This is a genomic window from Nonomuraea sp. NPDC050153, assembly GCF_044460125.1.
Taxonomy (GTDB): Bacteria; Actinomycetota; Actinomycetes; order Streptosporangiales; family Streptosporangiaceae; genus Nonomuraea.
The window spans coordinates 101,109-117,227 of sequence record NZ_JBITJQ010000028.1 but is presented as its reverse complement, the minus strand read 5'-3'; the positions used below and the strand labels follow the sequence as shown (position 1 = coordinate 117,227).

The window sequence follows — 16,119 nt, the reverse complement described above, 5'->3', positions numbered from 1 at the left end:
GAGGGAGCGCCGTCGCCTGGACTGAGGAGCGGCGGGAGCGTAGCGACCAGAGCGACGAGGGAAGGCGACGGCTCCCCAGCGACCGAGCCGCCTCCACGGAGTGGAGGCCATGAGAAGGGGACAGGGGATGAGCCGGTCGGCGCGGGTGATCTGGGACGACGCTCTCACGTCCTACAACTTCGGCCCGAGCCATCCGCTCGCACCCGTGCGGGTGGAGCTGACCATGGCGCTCGCCCGCGCGCTCGGCGTGCTCGACAAGGTCGAGGTGGCCGGCTGCGCGCCCGCGACCGACGCCGAGCTGGCCATGGTCCACACGAGCGACTACATCGAGGCCGTCAAGGGTGTGTCCGCCTCCGGGCGGCCCGATCTCGGCGCCGGGCTCGGCACCGCGGACAACCCCGCGTTCCAGGGCGTGCACGAGGCCTCCGCGCTGATCGCCGGCGCCTCGCTGGCCGCCGCCCGCGCGGTCTGGGAGGGCACGGCCGAGCACGCCGTCAACGTCGCCGGCGGCCTCCACCACGCGATGCCCTCCACCGCCAGCGGCTTCTGCGTCTACAACGATCCGGCGCTGGCCATCGCCTGGCTGCTGCGGCAGGGCGTCGAGCGCATCGCGTACGTGGACGTGGACGTCCACCACGGCGACGGCGTGCAGGCGGCCTTCTACCACGACCCCAGGGTCCTGACGATCAGCCTGCACGAGAGCCCGCGCACGCTGTTCCCCGGCACCGGCTTCCCGGAGGAGACCGGGGCGGAGGGCACGTCCGTCAACGTCGCGCTCCCCGCGGGGACCGGCGACTCCGGGTGGCTGCGGGCCTTCCACGCGGTGGTGCCGCCGCTGCTGCGCGAGTTCGGTCCGGAGATCCTGGTCACCCAGCACGGCTGCGACAGCCACGCGCTCGACCCCCTGGCCAACCTGATGCTGAGCGTCGACGGCCAGCGGGCCGCGTACGCCGCCCTCCATCGCCTGGCCCACGAGACGGCCGGCGGCCGGTGGATCGCCACCGGCGGCGGCGGTTACGAGCTGGTGCAGGTGGTGCCGCGGGCGTGGACCCACCTCATCGCCGAGCTGGCGGGCCACCCGATCGATCCGGCCACGCCGACGAGCGAGAGCTGGCGCCGGTTCGTCAGGGAACGTACGGGTGAGACGCCACCGCTCACGATGACGGATGGCCGCAATCCGGAATTTCGTGACATCTCTGGTGGTTATGACCCATCGGACCCCATTGACCGTGCTCTCATGGCGACCCGACATGCGGTGTTCCCCCTGCACGGCCTCGATCCAATGCCCTAATGAGGGAAGTGCTGTGCTGAGCCGCGACCAACTACGAGATCACCTTGTCCGGACCCGAATAGCGGGCGACGTCGCGACCCCCCGAGAGAACAACCTCGATCACTACAGTTCGCTCGCCAACGGCGACCCGCACTACAAGCTCGGCCTGAGCTTCGACCAGCCCTGGCCGTACCGCGACATCCTGGCGCTGATGGCCAAGTCCGCCGGCGTGGTCCCCGACCCCGACCACCGCTGGGGCCAGGACACCATCGACCCCGAGCTGACGATCGACGCGCTCGACGACATGGCCGAGTCCATCGCCGCCGTGCTGTCGCGGGAGAACCCGCGCGTCCTGTTCGCCACCGGGCACCCGACCGGGCTGCTCGCCGTGCACCTGCCGCTGGCGCGGCTCTGCGCCGAGCGCGGGGCCGAGCTGCTCGTGCCGGGCGAGGGATGGGCCTACTCCGGGCCGGGTTTCGGGCGCCGGCGGCATATCCGCTACCTGCAGGACGTCGCCATGCTCGACGACCGGGGCGCGTTCGTGCACACCCACGACGCCGCGCCCATGCGCCACATGATCGACGAGCTCGACGGGGAGCTTCCCGACCTCGTCATCGCCGACCACGGCTGGGCGGGAGCGGCTGGAGAGGCGGGTGCGCGCACAGTGGCGTTCGCCGACAGCAACGACCCCGGGCTCTTCGTCGGCGAGGCCGAAGGAAAGATTGACGTGGTCGTCCCGCTTGATGACGCGGTGCTACCGCGCTTTTACGCTCCGCTGACGGAGCGGATCGTCACTCAGGTCTCACGAGCCCTTTGAGTCGAATTCGGTCCTCCCCATACCGTCTTTTCGCGCCTGCATTCCAAGGGGCTCGCTGTCCCTTTGCCAACTTTTGATGGGGCTCCGGCGACTCTTATGTGTGGCAACTTGGACAGTTCCAACGTCCAGGTGAGGTGCTCTGCCCGGCTGCTCACCAGCGATTTCGCTGGTTCGGCTGACAGGCGGCTCCGGCGACTGAGAAACTAGGGGGTTTGCGCACCCGGAGTCCCGACTTACGCTGACGGCAGTACACGTGCGTGAGCAATGGCACCAGTGGGGATAACCCGGAAACACGTGCGGAAGAGGCGTCCGATGGGTGCAGGCGAAAGACCTCTCAGTGAGGTGAAGTTCCTGACCGTCGCGGAAGTGGCGACGGTCATGAGGGTGTCCAAGATGACGGTGTACCGGCTCGTTCACTCTGGCGAGTTGCCGGCCATCCGTGTCGGCCGGTCGTTCAGGGTGCCTGAGCAGGCGGTACACGACTATCTGCGGGAGGCCTACATCGAGGCAGGCTGAAGTAGCGATGTGACATGTCACGTCGTGAATGTCGTGCAAGCTGTCCCGGGAGAGGCCCGGCCGCCGACACACGCGACCGGGCTCTCACCCCCCGGTGGGGCGATCCACCGTCGATCGCCGGTAGTCTGTGAGCCGGTGTGCGTTCGCGCACCGGTCAGACTTGCTATAAGTACCTGGGGGTCCCGTGGGCTCTGTGATCAAGAAGCGCCGCAAGCGGATGGCTAAGAAGAAGCACCGCAAGCTGCTCAAGAAGACGCGCATCCAGCGGCGTAACAAGAAGTAACTTACGCAGCTGCGAGGCGCTGATGACCCACACCGTGCTGGTCACCGGGGTCTCGCGCCACATTGGCGCCCGGGTGGCGAGCGTTCTGGCGTCCGACCCGGACATCAGCCGCGTCATTGGAGTTGACACCGTGCCGCCCCCCTCGCTGATGCGGGACGGCGGCATCTCTCTCGGCCGGACTGAGTTCGTTCGGGTGGATTTGCGCAGCCCTGACATCGCTCAGGTGATCGCGGCTGCCGACATCGACACCGTTGTGCACATGAGCCTGGTCAGCGCTCCGTCGAGGAGCGGTGGCAGGGCCGCCATGAAAGAGCACAACGTGATCGGCACCATGCAACTGCTCGGTGCCTGCCAGCGGTCGGCGACCGTGCGGCGCGTGGTGGTGCGCTCCACCACCGCCGTCTACGGCTCGTCGCCGCGGGATCCGGCGGTGTTCACCGAGGACCTGGAGCCCAACGAGGGCCCCACCCACGGCTACGCCAAGGACGCGGCCGAGGTCGAGGGCTACGTCCGGGGCTTCGCCCGGCGCCGTCCCGACGTGACGGTGTCGATGCTGCGCTTCGCCAACTTCATGGGTCCGGGCGTCGACTCGCCGCTGACTCGTTACTTCACCCAGCCGGTGCTGCCGACCGTGTTCGGCTTCGACCCGCGACTGCAGTTCATCCATGAGGACGACGCGGTCGAGGTGTTGCGCCGGATGGCGATCGAAGATCACCCCGGCACGTTCAACGTGGCCGGGGCAGGGGTGCTGCTGCTGTCGCAGTGCGCCCGGCGGGCGGGCCGGCCTTCGCTGCCGCTGTTCTCGCCCGCGTTCAAGGTGCTGGGCAACGCCGTGCGCAGGATCGGGCTGGTCGAATACTCGCCCGAGCAGGTCAAGCTGATGTGCCATGGGCGCGCGGTCGACACCTCCGCGCTGGAGGCGGCGCTCGGATGGAAGCCCAAGTTCACGACCGGGGCGGCGTTCGACGACTTCTTGCGCTCGCACGGCCTGCACCCGCTCGGAGGTGTGCGGAGTTGAGCGTTCCCCGCAAGCAGGAGGACGCCGTGGTGATCCCGATCAGCGCGGCGCCGTCGTTCGAGGAGCCCGACCGGGTGGCCAGGATGCTGGCCTTCCTGCGCAGGCGCGTCGAAGGCGACTACGAGGTCGACGAGTTCGGCTACGACCCGGAGCTGACCGACAAGGTGGTCCTGGAGCTGATCAGGCCGCTCTACAACGACTGGTTCAGGGTCGAGACGGTCGAGCTGGGCAACATCCCCGACGACAGCGGTGCGCTGATCGTCGCCAACCACTCGGGCACGCTTCCGCTCGACGCGCTGATGCTGCAGGTGGCCCTGCACGACGAGGCCGGCAGGGCGCTGCGGCTGCTCGGCGCCGACCTGGTCTACCAGCTGCCGGTCTTCAGCCACCTGGCCCGCAAGACCGGCCACACGCTGGCCTGTCCCGAGGACGCCGACCGGCTGCTGCGCAAGGGCGAGCTGGTCGGGGTGTTCCCCGAGGGCTTCAAGGGCGTGGGCAAGTCGTTCTCCGACCGCTACCGGCTGCAGCGGTTCGGCCGCGGCGGCTTCGTGGCCTCGGCCATCCGCGCCGGTGCGCCGATCGTGCCCACCGCGATCGTCGGGGCGGAGGAGATCTATCCCAAGATCGGCGACGTGAAGTTCCTGGCCAGGATGCTCGGGCTGCCCTATGTGCCGATCACGCCGTTCTTCCCGCTGCTCGGGCCGCTGGGGCTGATACCGCTGCCGTCCAAGTGGATGATCGAGTTCGGCGAGCCGATCCGCACCGACGAGTACGAGCCGTCCGCGGCCGACGACCCGATGCTGGTCTTCAACCTCACCGACCACGTGCGCGAGGTCATCCAGCAGATGCTCCACGAGCTGCGGCTGCGCCGAGGGCACGCCTTCCCGCCCTTCGTGTGAAACCTGCGGGGCGCCTTCGGTGTTCAACGGGCGACAAATTCGCCGAACACCGTAAGGAATGCTCATGGATCTTCAGCTCTCCGGCCGCGTCGCCGTCGTCACCGGCGCGTCCAAGGGCATCGGACTGGCCGTGGCCTCCACCCTGGCCGAGGAGGGCGCCCACGTCGTGGCGGCCTCGCGGACCCGTACGGACGAACTGCCCGACAAGGTCGTGCACGTGGCCGTCGACCTGATGGACCCCGAGGCGCCCGCGCGGGTCGTGGCGCGGGCCGTGGAGGAGTTCGGCGGGGTCGACATCCTGGTCAACAACGCCGGCGGCCCGCCGCCCGGGGCGACGCTGCCGCGCGTCGGGTTCTTGACGCCCTCCGACGAGGACTGGGCGGCCATGTTCGAGTTCAACCTGTTCTCGGCCGTACGCATGATCCGGGCGGCCCTGCCCGTCATGCTGGAGCGGGGCGGCGGCTCGATCGTCAACGTCTCCTCCACCATGAGCAGGCAGGCCGGCGCCATGAACGTCGACTACGGGGCCGCCAAGGCGGCCATGAACCAGGTCACCAAGTCCGTCTCGGAGGAGTACGCGCCCCAGGGCGTCAGGGTCAACACGGTGATGCCCGGCCCGGTGCTCACGGACTGGTGGACCAAGGAGGGCGGCGCGGCCGAGGTCATCGCGGGCATGACCGGCTCCGACAAGGAGAGCGTGATCGCCGAGCTCGCTCCTGCCATGATGAAGCTGGCCACGGGGCGGCTCGTCCACCCGCAGGAGATCGCCGACGCGGTCGTCCTGCTCGCGTCGCCGCGGTCAGGCAGCACGACTGGCGCCGAGTTCGTGATCGACGGGGGTCAGCTCAAGGAACTGTGAACCCTTTAGGCGGGTTGTGGCGAGACATCCGTGACCGATCCCCCACAGAAGGGCGGAGATGATCACGCAACCCGCCACCAGGGGTGCGGATTCGGAGCTCGTGAACGCCTCGTGGACCGAACCCGAGGCGTTCGCCGAGCTCTTCGACCGCTACTCCGCGATGCTCTACCGGTACGTCTCCAAACGCCTCGGTCCCGAGCCGGCCGAGGACCTCGTCGGCGAGACGTTCCTGGTCGCCTTCTCGCGCAGGAAGAGCTACGACCTGGCGTACCCGGACGCCCGGCCGTGGCTCTTCGGCATCCTCACCAAGCTCATCTCCCGGCACCACCGCAAGGAGGCCACCCGCTACCGGGCCCTCCTGCGCGCCCCTGTGGACTCCGAGGTGGAGTCGCCCGCGGACCGGGTGGCCGCCGGGGTCACCGCCCAGGCCGTCCGCGCCGAACTGGCCGGGGCCCTCGCGGCGCTGCCCGCCAAGGACCGGGACGTGCTGCTGCTCATCGCCTGGGGCGACCTCACGTACGAGGAGGTCGGGCGGGCGCTCGGCATCCCCATCGGAACCGTGCGCTCCCGCCTCAACAGGGGCAGGCGGAAGGTACGGGCCGCACTCGGCGACACCAACCCCATGGAGGAGGAGTGACGATGGACGACCTGAAGCTGCTCCGGGACCTCGGGGAGGAGATCGGGCACGAGCCGCCTGCGACCCTCGTCCGCCGGCGCGAACGCCTGCTGCGCGCCCGTCCCCGCCGCAGGTGGTCCGGCTGGTGGACGACGGGGCTCGTGGCGGTGGCCACGGCGAGCGCCGTCGCCGTGCCCGCGGTGCTCGTCAGCGGCCGCCACACGGCCACGCCGCCCGCCGGCTCCCAGTCCGTGGACATGAGCGGCACGCGGAACCTGCTGGTGATCGGCTCCGACACTCGCGAGGGCGACGGCAACGCCAAGTACGGCCCCAGACAGAACGGCGGCAAGCGGTCCGACACCATAATGCTCGTTCACGTCCCCGCCGACCGCGGCCGCACCACCATCGTCAGCGTCCCGCGTGACTCGATGGTCACGATCCCGCGCTGCGGCTCGTCACCCTCCAGGGTCGACGTGATCAACTCCGCGTACGACACCGGCGGGGCGGGCTGTCTCAAGCGCACTCTGGAGTCCCTGACCGGGCTGCGGATCCAGCACTCGGTGGAGGTGGACTTCACGGGCTTCAAGGGCATGGTGGACGCGCTGGGGGGCGTCGAGGTCACGCTGCCCAAGGCGGTGGACGACAAGGCGTCGAAGCTCAAGCTGTCGGCCGGGACGCACGTGCTGAACGGGGAGGAAGCGCTGGGCTACGTACGGCTGCGGCGCTACGGCGACGGGTCGGACGTCCAGCGGGTGAAGCGGCAGCAGATGCTCGTGCTGGCGATGCTGATGAAGGCCCGGGGGGAATTGTCGTCGCCCGAGCGGCTCGAGTCGTTCCTGGGGGAGATGCGCAAGTCGGTCAAGACCGATCTGAGCCTGGAGTCGATATACGAGCTGGCCACCGAGCTGTCGGGCACCAAGCTGAACCTCGTAACGGTCCCGTGGGTGCCGTATCCGGCTGACAAGAACCGCCTGCAGTGGAAACAACCGGAGGCCGCCAAGCTCTTCAACCGCCTGGGAGGGTAACGACTCGCCGTAACGGCGCTCAGCCCCGCCCACCTGGTAACCGTCCCCCTGGACAGAGCCCGGCCCCGTGCGGTGGGTGGGGCCGCCCGTGCTCAGCCGTAAAAGCTGGAGAAGCCCGGCTACGTGCGGCGGGTGAGGGGCCGCCCGTGCTCAGCCGTAAAAGACTAAATCGAATTTCGGTAGTGGCGGCGGAGGGCGATGCCGGCGGCGATGCCGCCGGCCACGGCGCCCACGCCGGCCGCGATGGGCAGGGCCGTCAGCGTGGCCTTGCGGCCGGTGCGGAAGTCCTTGACGGGCCAGTCGTGCTTCCTGGCATATTCCCGCAGCTCGCTGTCCGGGTTGATGGCCACCGCCGAGCCCACCAGCGACAACATGGGCAGGTCGTTGGCCGAGTCGCTGTAGGCCGTGCAGCGGGTCAGGTCGAGCCCCTCGCGGCGGGCCAGGGCGCGCACGGCCTCCGCCTTGGCGGGACCGTGCAGGAGGTCGCCCACCAGGCGTCCCGTGTAGACCCCGTCGCGGGTCTCGGCGACCGTGCCGAGGGCGCCGGTCAGGCCGAGCCGCTGCGCGATGACGCGGGCCAGCTCCACGGGGGTGGCGGTGACGAGCCACACGCGCTGGCCGGCGTCCAGGTGGCTCTGGGCGAGGGAACGGGTGCCGCCCCAGATGCGGTCGGCCATGACCTCGTCGTAGATCTCCTCGCCGAGGCGTACGACGTCGTCGACCTTGGCCCCCGCCACGAACGCCAGGGCCGTCTCCCTGGCGACCGCGATGTGCTCGGGGTTCTCGTTGCCGCGCAGCCGGAACACGGCCTGTCCGACCGCGAACTTCATCAGGTCGGACGTCGTGAACATGCCCCGCGTCGCCAGCCCCCTGGCGAAGTGGTAGATGGAGGCCCCGCGCATCATCGTGTTGTCGACGTCGAAGAACGCCGCCGCCTGGAGGTCCGGCTCGACCGGTGCGACGGTGGCCGCCGCCTGCGCCGCGGCCTCGCCGGCGGCCTCGGGCGCCACCTCGTGTCGTCGTCGAATTAGCCGCCACATGGCGCTCAGCTTACTTTCCTAGTCAGGCGCGACCAGACCCTCGATGTAGTCAAGGTATCCCTCCGCCTGGGCAAGTTGTGTGTCGTCGAGCTGCTTGAGTATCGGCCCGACGACCTTCTTCTGGTCGCGGGCGAAGGTCTTGATCTTAGGGGAGCGCGGCTCCGCCCGCTCCAGCCTGCTGATGCCCGAGCGCGTGGACTCCTCCATGTCCTTCAGCGTCCTGCCGACCAGCGGGCCGCCGTCGGACGAGCCGAGCAGGCTGGCGACCTCCCTGGCCCGGGTCTTGGCCGAGGCGAGCTCGCGCTCGCCGCGTTCCGCGTCGTCGCTGCTGAGACGTACGAGCGTGCTCTCCGCGGCGCGCTTGAGCGGGTAGAGGGAGTCTCCCGGCACCGACTGGTACGTGGCGAAGGCGGAGATCATCATGGCCGCCGCCAGCCCCAGCGTGGCCAGCTGCGACAGCAGCGGCCGCCGGCGCGCGGGGCGGCGGTGAGCGGGTTCGCGCTGCTCGGGCGGGTCGAGGGGGGAGGAGAGCGCGCCGGAGAGGAGCTCCGCGCGCAGCCGCTGGCGGAAGGCGGGCTCGGGCATGCCTCCGAGCGGCAGGCTGCGCAGCTCCGCGAGATGCTCGAGCACGAGCTCCCGCTCTCTGCGCGCCCTACCCATGACAGCTCCCTGACTGATCCGGCAGTGACATCTGACTAACGAGGTGCGGGTGGGGGAAGTTACGCCAAGTCGTGCTTAAGTGCCCTGGCCAGCGCCCGGACGGCACGGAACTGCAGCGCTTTGATCGCTCCACTCTTCTTCCCCATGATCAGCGCGGTTTCCGCGAGCGAGAGTCCATGCAGGAAACGCAGGACCACGCACTCCTGCTGTTCGGGATTGAGATCTCGGACCGCACGCAGCACCCTGTCGTTGATGATGGCGTTGACCACGGCGTTCTCCGGAATGTGTGATCCGTCCAGCGGGACGTCGATGATCTCGCCCGTCGGGATCTCCAGCCGGTAGCGACCCGATTTGAAGTGGTCGGTGACCAGGTTCCTGGCGATGGTCACGAGCCATGCGCCGAAGTCGCGCCCCTGCCATGTGAAGTCGCCGATCCTGCGCAGCGCGCGCAGGAAGGTCTCGCTGGTGAGGTCCTCGGCTAATTGATGTGACCCCACCCGGAAGTAGATATAGCGGTAGACCAGGTCGACGTATCGGTCGTAGAGCGTGCCAAAAGAGTCGGTGCAGCCACTTTTGGCGTGCAGCACCAGCGTGCGGACGTCGTCCGGCACTTCTTCACGCACGGCGGGCTCGCCCGTCCGGGCAGGCGCAGCGACCGCTGGCGCAAGCAGCCCGGCGAACGGTGACGAGTCAGGCATCCGGTATCCCTAGGGTTAAGGGGTGCGGCGTGCTCGAACACTCTAGAAATCAACCGGAAATTCCACAATCCACAGCTTGCTGGCATGACTAGGCGTAATCGGCAGATACCGTGTCTCCCGATCCGTTCCCTCTTCGGCTACCGGGCTGGGAGGTTCGTCCGGCAGCATTGGAGTCACCATGGAGATCCTCGTTGCCGTCATAGCTTTCGCCGGTGCGATCCTGGCCGCGATAGCGGTGGGCGCCCTGATTCAACGACTTCGCGACGAGCCTGAGGGGTGGTTGATCGCCTGGACCGTTGCAGTCGTCTCTCTTTGCCTGTCACTGGCCGTGATCGGCCTCGGCTACGTCTTCGGGTTCGGGTCGGTCACTTTCCGGATCTACCAGATCACCGGATCGTTGCTGGCGCCGCTCTGGCTGGCCGTCGGCATGGTCCAGTTGCTGGCGGAGAAGGCGCCGCCGAGGTTCCTCGCATGGCTGTTCGGCATCGCCCTGACGATCGTGTCGGTGGCCATCCTCGTCTTCGACCCGCTCAAGAGCGAGGAGATGGCCAAGTCGCTGCCGGCGGCCGCCAACTTCTGGGCGATCATCCCCGACAAGCTGCTGCTCGGCGTGCACGTCATCGACGTCCTGGTCATGCTCGGCATGCTCGTCGTGGCGGGGCTCAAGTGGCGCCAGGGCGACGAGTACGACACCGACAACCTCCACGCGTCGCTGGTCATCGTCCCCTCGGGGATGGCGCTCGTGGGCGCGATGAGGTTCACGGTGCCGGCGCTGTTCACCACGGCGCTGCTCGCCGTCGCCGCGGCGGCCGTCTGGTACACCGTGCTGCGGCCCCTGGCGCCGTACGAGGACGACGACGAGGACGACTTCGACTCCGACCGCGACGAGCGCCCTTCGCGCCGGGACGAGCGCTCTCAGCGCCGTGAGGAGCGTGCGCAGCTCCGCGACGAGGGGCCCATGTTCCCCGACGAGGCGCCCATGCAGCGCCCGCCGGGCCCCAGGGGCATGCCGGAGCCCGTGCCGGGCGGCCCGGGGCTTCCGCCCCCGCCGCCGCGCAGGTCGTCCGGCCTGGGCGATCTGGTGGCCGAATACCGCGCGGGCGACCAGGAGGTCGACTACGCCGCGCGCATGGCGCCGCCCGACTCGGGGCCCTCGACCGGCTACATCATGAACGGCGCGCCGCCCGCCGCGCAGGCGCCGCCCCAGCGCCCCGACTACGCGATGCCGGCGACCGGCGCGGTCTACCCGGGCGCGGAGCTGTTCTCGCCCGCGCCGCAGCCCGTGCCGCAGCCCGCACCGCAGCCCGTGCCGCAGCAGCAGCCCGGCTCCGGCAAGCCCTCGCCCACCATCTACGGCCTGCTCACCGTCTTCACGATCGTGGACGGCGCCGGCGAGGCGTTCGACCGGCTGGCCGAGGCGACGGTCGAGGCCGTGCGCCGGGGCGAGCCCGACACGCTCGTATACGCCTGCCACGCGGTCAAGTCGGCCCCCCTGCAGCGCATCGTCTACGAGCTCTACCGCGACGAGGTCGCCTACCGCGACCACCAGCGGCAGCCGCACGTCGAGAGGTTCCTCAACGAGCGGCAGCCGATGGTGCTGGCCACCAACGTCATCGAGCTCAACGTCAACGCCGCGAAGGTGGTGCCGCTCCCGACGGCTATGTACTGAGGGCGGCCCGCAGCCGGGCCTCGTCGACCCGCCAGAAGTCGTGCTGCACGCCGTCGATCAGCGTGACCGGGATCATCTCCCAGTACTTCTCCTGAAGCTCCTCGGAGGACTCGATGCTGATCTCCTCCCACGGCACCCCGAGCTCGCCCGCGACCTTGGCGATGATCTCTCGCGCGTCCTCACAGAGGTGACAGCCGGGCTTGCCGAGCAAGGTGATGCGATGCATAGGCACACGCTACCGTCGCGACTTTGTGCATCGGTTCACAAAGGGATTAACCTGAAAGACGGTTCGATTCCGTCACGCGGTCCCCACACCGCCCGTCCCCTGGAGCTCCGGCACGTGAGAAGCCCGTCCCAGCCCCGTGACCGCGGCATACCCGAGGCGACGGTCGCCAGGCTTCCGCTGTACCTCCGGGCGCTGAACGGGATGGCCGAGCGGGGCATCGCGACGGTCAGCTCCGAGGACCTGGCCGTGGCCGCCGGCGTCAACTCGGCCAAGCTCCGCAAGGATCTGTCACACCTCGGCTCGTACGGCACCCGCGGCGTAGGCTATGACGTCGAGTATCTCGTCTACCAGATCTCCCGCGAGCTCGGCCTGACCCAAGACTGGGCGGTCGCGATCGTCGGAGTCGGCAACCTCGGCCGCGCGCTGGCCAACTACGGCGGTTTCGTCTCCAGGGGCTTCCGGGTCGCGGCCCTCGTGGACGCCGACCCCGAAGTCGTGGGCGACACCATCGCGGGGTTGAATGTTGAGCACATCGACGAACTGGAAGCCGTCGTCAAGCGGCGTGGAGTCTCGATCGTGGTTCTGGCGACACCGGCGGCAGCGGCGCAGGAAGTGTGCGATCGCGTGATTTCCGTGGGCGTGACCAGCATCCTGAACTTCGCCCCGGTTGTACTTTCCGTGCCGGACGGCGTCGATGTCCGTAAAGTCGACCTATCTATCGAACTGCAGATTCTCGCGTTCCACGAGCAACGCAAGGCTGGGGGGCCACTCATGGCGGTGGACAGTCAATGAGTGTTCTGGCTATCGGACTCAGCCACCGGACCGCTCCGGTGGCGCTTTTGGAGCGCGTCTCGGTCACGGGCGACGCGCTCGCCAAACTCCTGCACGACGTGCAGCAGGACCCCTGCGTCGCGGAGGCCATGGTGGTCTCGACCTGCAACAGGGTCGAGGTCTACGTCACGGTCGACCGCTTCCACGCCGCCGTCACCGCCATCAGCGGCCTGCTCGGCGTCCACTCGGGCGTCCCGGTCGAGCAGCTGACGCCCCACCTCTACGTTCACTACGAGGAGCGGGCCGTCGAGCACCTGTTCTCGATGGTGTGCGGGCTCGACTCCATGGTCGTGGGCGAGGGCCAGATCCTCGGGCAGGTCCGCCAGGCGCTCAAGCTGGCGCAGCGCCAGGGCAGCGTCGGCGCCACCCTCAACGAGCTGGTGCAGCAGGCGCTGCGGGTCGGCAAGCGGGCGCACCACGAGACCGGCATCGACAAGGCGGGCGCCTCCCTCGTCTCCGCCGGCCTGGCCCTGGCGGGCGACCTGGCCGGGCGGCGGGCGCTGGTGGTCGGGGCCGGCTCCATGAGCTCGCTGGCCGCCGCCACGCTGGCGCGCGCCGGGGTCACCGACATCGTGGTGGCCAACCGCACGTTCGAGCGCGGCGCCCGGCTGGCCGAGTCCGTCGGCGGCCGGGCGGTGGGCTTCGCCGCTGTGGCCGACGAGCTGGCCGTGGCCGACATCGTCATCACCTGCACGGGCGCCGGGCGCCACGTCATCACGCCGGAAATGCTGAGCGGGCCGGCGTTCCTGCTGGACCTGGCGCTGCCGCACGACGTGGACCCGGCCGTTCGGTCCGTGCCCGGCGTTACGCTGGTGGATCTGGAGACGATCCAGGAGTCCGGGATCGGCTCCCGCGGCGGCGACGCCGTCGAGTCCGTACGCGCGCTCGTCGCCGAGGAGCTGCGTGCCTACCTCGACGCCGAGCGGGCCGCCAGGGTCACCCCGACCGTCGTGGCGCTGCGCAGCAAGGCGGCGGGCGTGGTCGAGTCGGAGCTCGGCCGGCTGCTCATGCGGGTGCCCGACCTGGACGAGAAAACACGCGACGAGGTGGCCATGACCGTTCAGCGGGTCGTCGACAAGCTGCTGCACGAGCCCACCGTGCGTGTCAAGCGGCTCGCCACCTGCCCAGGAGGCGATCATTATGCGGAAGCGCTGCGTGAGCTGTTCGATCTCGATCCGAAGATGCCCGAGGCCGTGAGAGAGGTGGAGCTGTGACGTCGGAAGCTCTGCGGCTGGGGACCCGCCGCAGTCTGATGGCCACCACGCAGTCCCAGATGGTGGCCGACGCCTACACGCGGCTCACCGGGCGCGCGGTCGAGCTGGTGGGCGTCACGACGTTCGGCGACGTCACCAAGGCCCAGATCGCGCAGCTCGGCGGCACGGGAGTGTTCGTCAGCGCGCTGCGCGACAAGCTCCTGGAGGACGAGGTCGACTTCGCCGTCCATTCGCTGAAGGACCTGCCGACCAAGCAGGAGCCGAGCTTCACGCTGGCGGCGATCCCGGCCCGGCACGACCACCGCGACGCGCTGGTCGGCCCGCACAAGTTCGCCGACCTGCGGCCCGGCGCCAGGGTCGGCACCGGCTCGCTGCGCCGGATCGCCATGCTCAGCGCGCTGCGGCCCGACCTGGAGTACGTCCCGATCCGCGGCAACGCGGACACGCGTATCGGCAAGGTAACCTCAGGTGAGCTCGACGCGGTCGTGCTGGCCTCGGCCGGCCTGACCAGGATCGGCCGTGACGCCGAAATCGCACAGATATTCGAGGTGGAGGAGTTGCTGCCGGCTCCCGGTCAGGGCGCGCTGGCCGTGGAGTGCAGGTCCGACAGGGCCGACCTCATCGAGTTCTTGAGTGTTCTCGACGACCCGCGCACGCGCTCCGCGGTGACCGCCGAGCGAGCCGTGCTGGCGGCTCTCGAGGCTGGTTGCTCCGCTCCGGTGGGTGCTTTCGCGGTCGATGACGGGCACACTCTGAACCTGACCGCCGTGGTCGTCGCCGTCGACGGCCGCACGGCGGTCCGCAAGTCCGCCGCCGGCTCTCCTTCGGAGGCTGCGAACCTGGGCCGCCTCCTGGCTGCCGAGATGATCGCCGAAGGAGCCGACAGATTGATGGGGGAGCATTCCCATTGAGCTCCGATAGTCCAACCTCCGGAATCGTCGCGTTCGTGGGCGCGGGACCCGGCGATCCCAACCTGCTCACGCTCCGCGCCGCCGAGCTGCTCGCCAAGGCCGACGCCGTAGTGCTCGGCGACGAGGCCCACCGCCCGCTGCTACGCCACTGCCGCGAAGGCGTCGAGGTCGTGGAGAACGACGACACCAAGGACGGGCTGGTCAAGCGGGCCAAGCACGGGCAGCTCGTGGTGCGCCTGTGCGAGGGCGACCCCATGCTGTTCTCCTCGATCACCGAGGAGGTCGCGGCCTGCGCCGCGGCGGAGGTGGACTTCGAGATCGTTCCCGGCGTGCCGCCCGCGACCGCCGTGCTCACGTACGCGGGCATCCCGGCCGCCAGCTCCGTGCCCGAGTTCCGCATCGTGGACGCCGCGCGGGAGCAGGACTGGGCCGCGCACGCCGCCTGCCGCGGCACCCTGGTGATCTACAACGGCATCGGCGACGCCGTGGCCATCGGCAAGGCGCTCATCGCGGGCGGCAAGCCCGACAGCACGCCCGTCGCGGTCAGCAGCGGCGGCACCACCACCGAGCAGTACACCGTCGTGTCCTCGCTCGGCCGGCTCCAGGCCGACCTCAAGCACGCCGGGTTCACCGAGCCGGCGCTCATCGTGGTCGGCGAGGCCGTGGGGTTGCGCGACAAGCTGTCGTGGTTCGAGACCAAGCCGCTGTTCGGCTGGCGGGTGCTGGTGCCCCGCACCAAGGAGCAGTCGCGCAGCCTGTCCGAGCAGCTCGTCGCGTACGGCGCGGTGCCCGAGGAGGTGCCGACCATCTCGGTCGAGCCGCCCCGCACGCCGCAGCAGATGGACCGCGCCATCAAGGGCCTGGTCACGGGCCGCTACGAGTGGGTGGCCTTCACCAGCGCCAACGCGGTCAAGGCGGTGCGCGAGAAGTTCGAGGAGTACGGGCTCGACGCGCGGGCCTTCGCCGGGCTCAAGGTGGCGGCCGTGGGCGACGCGACCGCGCGGGCCCTGGTCGAGTTCGGGGTCAAGCCCGACCTGCTGCCGTCGGGGGAGCAGTCCTCCGAGGGGCTGGTGGCCGAGTGGCCGCCGTACGACTCGATGCTCGACCCGATCAACCGGGTGCTGCTGCCGCGGGCCGACATCTCCACCGACACGCTGGTGGCCGGGCTCACCGAGCTGGGCTGGGAGTGCGACGACGTCACCGCGTACCGCACCGTGCGGGCCGCGCCGCCGCCCGCGCCCATCCGCGAGGCGATCAAGGGCGGCGGCTTCGACGCCGTGCTCTTCACGTCCTCGTCCACCGTGCGCAACCTGGTGGGCATCGCGGGCAAGCCGCACAACGTCACGGTGATCGCGGTCATCGGGCCGCAGACGGCCAAGACGGCCGAGGAGTTCGGGCTCCGGGTGGACGTCATGGCCGACAGGCCGTCGGCCTCCGCCCTGGCCGCCGCGGTGGCCGAATACGGAGCCAAGCAGCGCCAGGCGGCGCTGGCGGCCGGCGACACCCCGCGCAGACCGTCGCAGAACCGCCGGGGCGCCAGGAGAAGACCCAGGTGAATTCTTAGCCT

At 69.7% G+C, this 16,119-nt stretch carries 18 protein-coding genes; 14 read left to right on the top strand and 4 right to left on the bottom strand.

The genetic code is table 11. The annotated features are described in order from the left end of the window. Window positions 1-127: 127 nt before the first annotated feature. The 9 genes from ACIBQ1_RS45090 to ACIBQ1_RS45050 all read left to right on the top strand — a co-directional run bounded on the left by ACIBQ1_RS45090 (window position 128) and on the right by ACIBQ1_RS45050 (window position 7,303). Window positions 128-1,291, top strand: coding sequence for an acetoin utilization protein AcuC (locus tag ACIBQ1_RS45090; RefSeq protein ID WP_397287261.1), 1,164 nt, complete (start codon window positions 128-130; stop codon window positions 1,289-1,291). Window positions 1,292-1,304: 13 nt separating this feature from the next. Next, window positions 1,305-2,087 (top strand): phosphatase, encoded by a 783-nt coding sequence (locus ACIBQ1_RS45085; RefSeq protein WP_397287159.1) that lies wholly within the window; start codon window positions 1,305-1,307, stop codon window positions 2,085-2,087. A gap of 312 nt (window positions 2,088-2,399) precedes the next feature. Then, on the top strand, window positions 2,400-2,603 hold the full coding sequence (locus ACIBQ1_RS45080; protein WP_026214222.1) for a helix-turn-helix domain-containing protein: 204 nt from the start codon (window positions 2,400-2,402) through the stop codon (window positions 2,601-2,603). Window positions 2,604-2,787: 184 nt separating this feature from the next. Beyond that, the gene (locus ACIBQ1_RS45075; RefSeq protein WP_018654693.1) at window positions 2,788-2,886 is read left to right on the top strand and encodes a 30S ribosomal protein bS22; all 99 of its coding nucleotides are present in this window, start codon (window positions 2,788-2,790) and stop codon (window positions 2,884-2,886) included. A 22-nt stretch (window positions 2,887-2,908) separates the two neighbouring features. Then, window positions 2,909-3,904, top strand: a complete 996-nt coding sequence (locus ACIBQ1_RS45070) for an NAD-dependent epimerase/dehydratase family protein (protein WP_397287157.1) — start codon at window positions 2,909-2,911, stop codon at window positions 3,902-3,904. Then, a complete protein-coding gene (locus ACIBQ1_RS45065; protein ID WP_397287155.1) occupies window positions 3,901-4,803 on the top strand; it encodes a lysophospholipid acyltransferase family protein in 903 nt (300 codons plus the stop codon). The genes ACIBQ1_RS45070 and ACIBQ1_RS45065 overlap by 4 nt, the downstream gene beginning before the upstream one ends. A 64-nt stretch (window positions 4,804-4,867) precedes the next feature. Next, window positions 4,868-5,662: an SDR family NAD(P)-dependent oxidoreductase gene (locus tag ACIBQ1_RS45060; RefSeq protein ID WP_397287153.1), complete on the top strand. Its 795-nt coding sequence runs from the start codon at window positions 4,868-4,870 to the stop codon at window positions 5,660-5,662. Window positions 5,663-5,720: 58 nt separating this feature from the next. Next, window positions 5,721-6,299 (top strand): RNA polymerase sigma factor, encoded by a 579-nt coding sequence (locus ACIBQ1_RS45055; RefSeq protein ID WP_397287151.1) that lies wholly within the window; start codon window positions 5,721-5,723, stop codon window positions 6,297-6,299. A gap of 2 nt (window positions 6,300-6,301) precedes the next feature. Next, window positions 6,302-7,303, top strand: a complete 1,002-nt coding sequence (locus ACIBQ1_RS45050; RefSeq protein WP_397287149.1) for an LCP family protein — start codon at window positions 6,302-6,304, stop codon at window positions 7,301-7,303. 164 nt (window positions 7,304-7,467) lie between these two features. Here ACIBQ1_RS45050 and ACIBQ1_RS45045 read toward each other — a convergent pair whose 3' ends face one another. Genes ACIBQ1_RS45045 through ACIBQ1_RS45035 form a run of 3 tightly spaced genes read right to left on the bottom strand, consistent with a single transcriptional unit; the run spans window position 7,468 to window position 9,701 of the window. Further along, window positions 7,468-8,343 (bottom strand): HAD family hydrolase, encoded by an 876-nt coding sequence (locus ACIBQ1_RS45045; RefSeq protein WP_397287147.1) that lies wholly within the window; start codon window positions 8,341-8,343, stop codon window positions 7,468-7,470. An 18-nt stretch (window positions 8,344-8,361) separates the two neighbouring features. Further along, window positions 8,362-9,003, bottom strand: coding sequence for a DUF5667 domain-containing protein (locus tag ACIBQ1_RS45040; RefSeq protein ID WP_397287145.1), 642 nt, complete (start codon window positions 9,001-9,003; stop codon window positions 8,362-8,364). A gap of 59 nt (window positions 9,004-9,062) precedes the next feature. After that, complete coding sequence (locus ACIBQ1_RS45035; RefSeq protein WP_355378686.1) at window positions 9,063-9,701, bottom strand: sigma-70 family RNA polymerase sigma factor; 639 nt, start codon at window positions 9,699-9,701, stop codon at window positions 9,063-9,065. A gap of 178 nt (window positions 9,702-9,879) precedes the next feature. Between ACIBQ1_RS45035 and ACIBQ1_RS45030 the strand changes: the two genes are divergently transcribed. After that, entirely contained in the window at window positions 9,880-11,370 is a 1,491-nt protein-coding gene (locus tag ACIBQ1_RS45030; RefSeq protein WP_397287143.1) for a putative quinol monooxygenase, read from the top strand. Here the strand turns inward: ACIBQ1_RS45030 and ACIBQ1_RS45025 are convergent. Beyond that, window positions 11,360-11,596 (bottom strand): glutaredoxin family protein, encoded by a 237-nt coding sequence (locus tag ACIBQ1_RS45025; RefSeq protein WP_355378682.1) that lies wholly within the window; start codon window positions 11,594-11,596, stop codon window positions 11,360-11,362. The genes ACIBQ1_RS45030 and ACIBQ1_RS45025 overlap by 11 nt on opposite strands. A gap of 114 nt (window positions 11,597-11,710) precedes the next feature. Here ACIBQ1_RS45025 and ACIBQ1_RS45020 point away from each other — a divergent pair, with 114 nt between their 5' ends. Genes ACIBQ1_RS45020 through ACIBQ1_RS45005 form a run of 4 tightly spaced genes read left to right on the top strand, consistent with a single transcriptional unit; the run spans window position 11,711 to window position 16,108 of the window. Continuing rightward, window positions 11,711-12,388: a redox-sensing transcriptional repressor Rex gene (locus ACIBQ1_RS45020; RefSeq protein ID WP_397287141.1), complete on the top strand. Its 678-nt coding sequence runs from the start codon at window positions 11,711-11,713 to the stop codon at window positions 12,386-12,388. Further along, window positions 12,385-13,641: a glutamyl-tRNA reductase gene (locus ACIBQ1_RS45015; RefSeq protein ID WP_397287139.1), complete on the top strand. Its 1,257-nt coding sequence runs from the start codon at window positions 12,385-12,387 to the stop codon at window positions 13,639-13,641. The genes ACIBQ1_RS45020 and ACIBQ1_RS45015 overlap by 4 nt, the downstream gene beginning before the upstream one ends. Then, window positions 13,638-14,552, top strand: a complete 915-nt coding sequence (gene hemC, locus ACIBQ1_RS45010) for a hydroxymethylbilane synthase (RefSeq protein ID WP_397287137.1) — start codon at window positions 13,638-13,640, stop codon at window positions 14,550-14,552. Before ACIBQ1_RS45015 ends, hemC begins: the two co-directional genes overlap by 4 nt. Before the next feature lie 35 nt (window positions 14,553-14,587). After that, window positions 14,588-16,108, top strand: a complete 1,521-nt coding sequence (locus ACIBQ1_RS45005; protein ID WP_397287135.1) for a uroporphyrinogen-III synthase — start codon at window positions 14,588-14,590, stop codon at window positions 16,106-16,108. The last annotated feature ends 11 nt before the right edge of the window (window positions 16,109-16,119 follow it).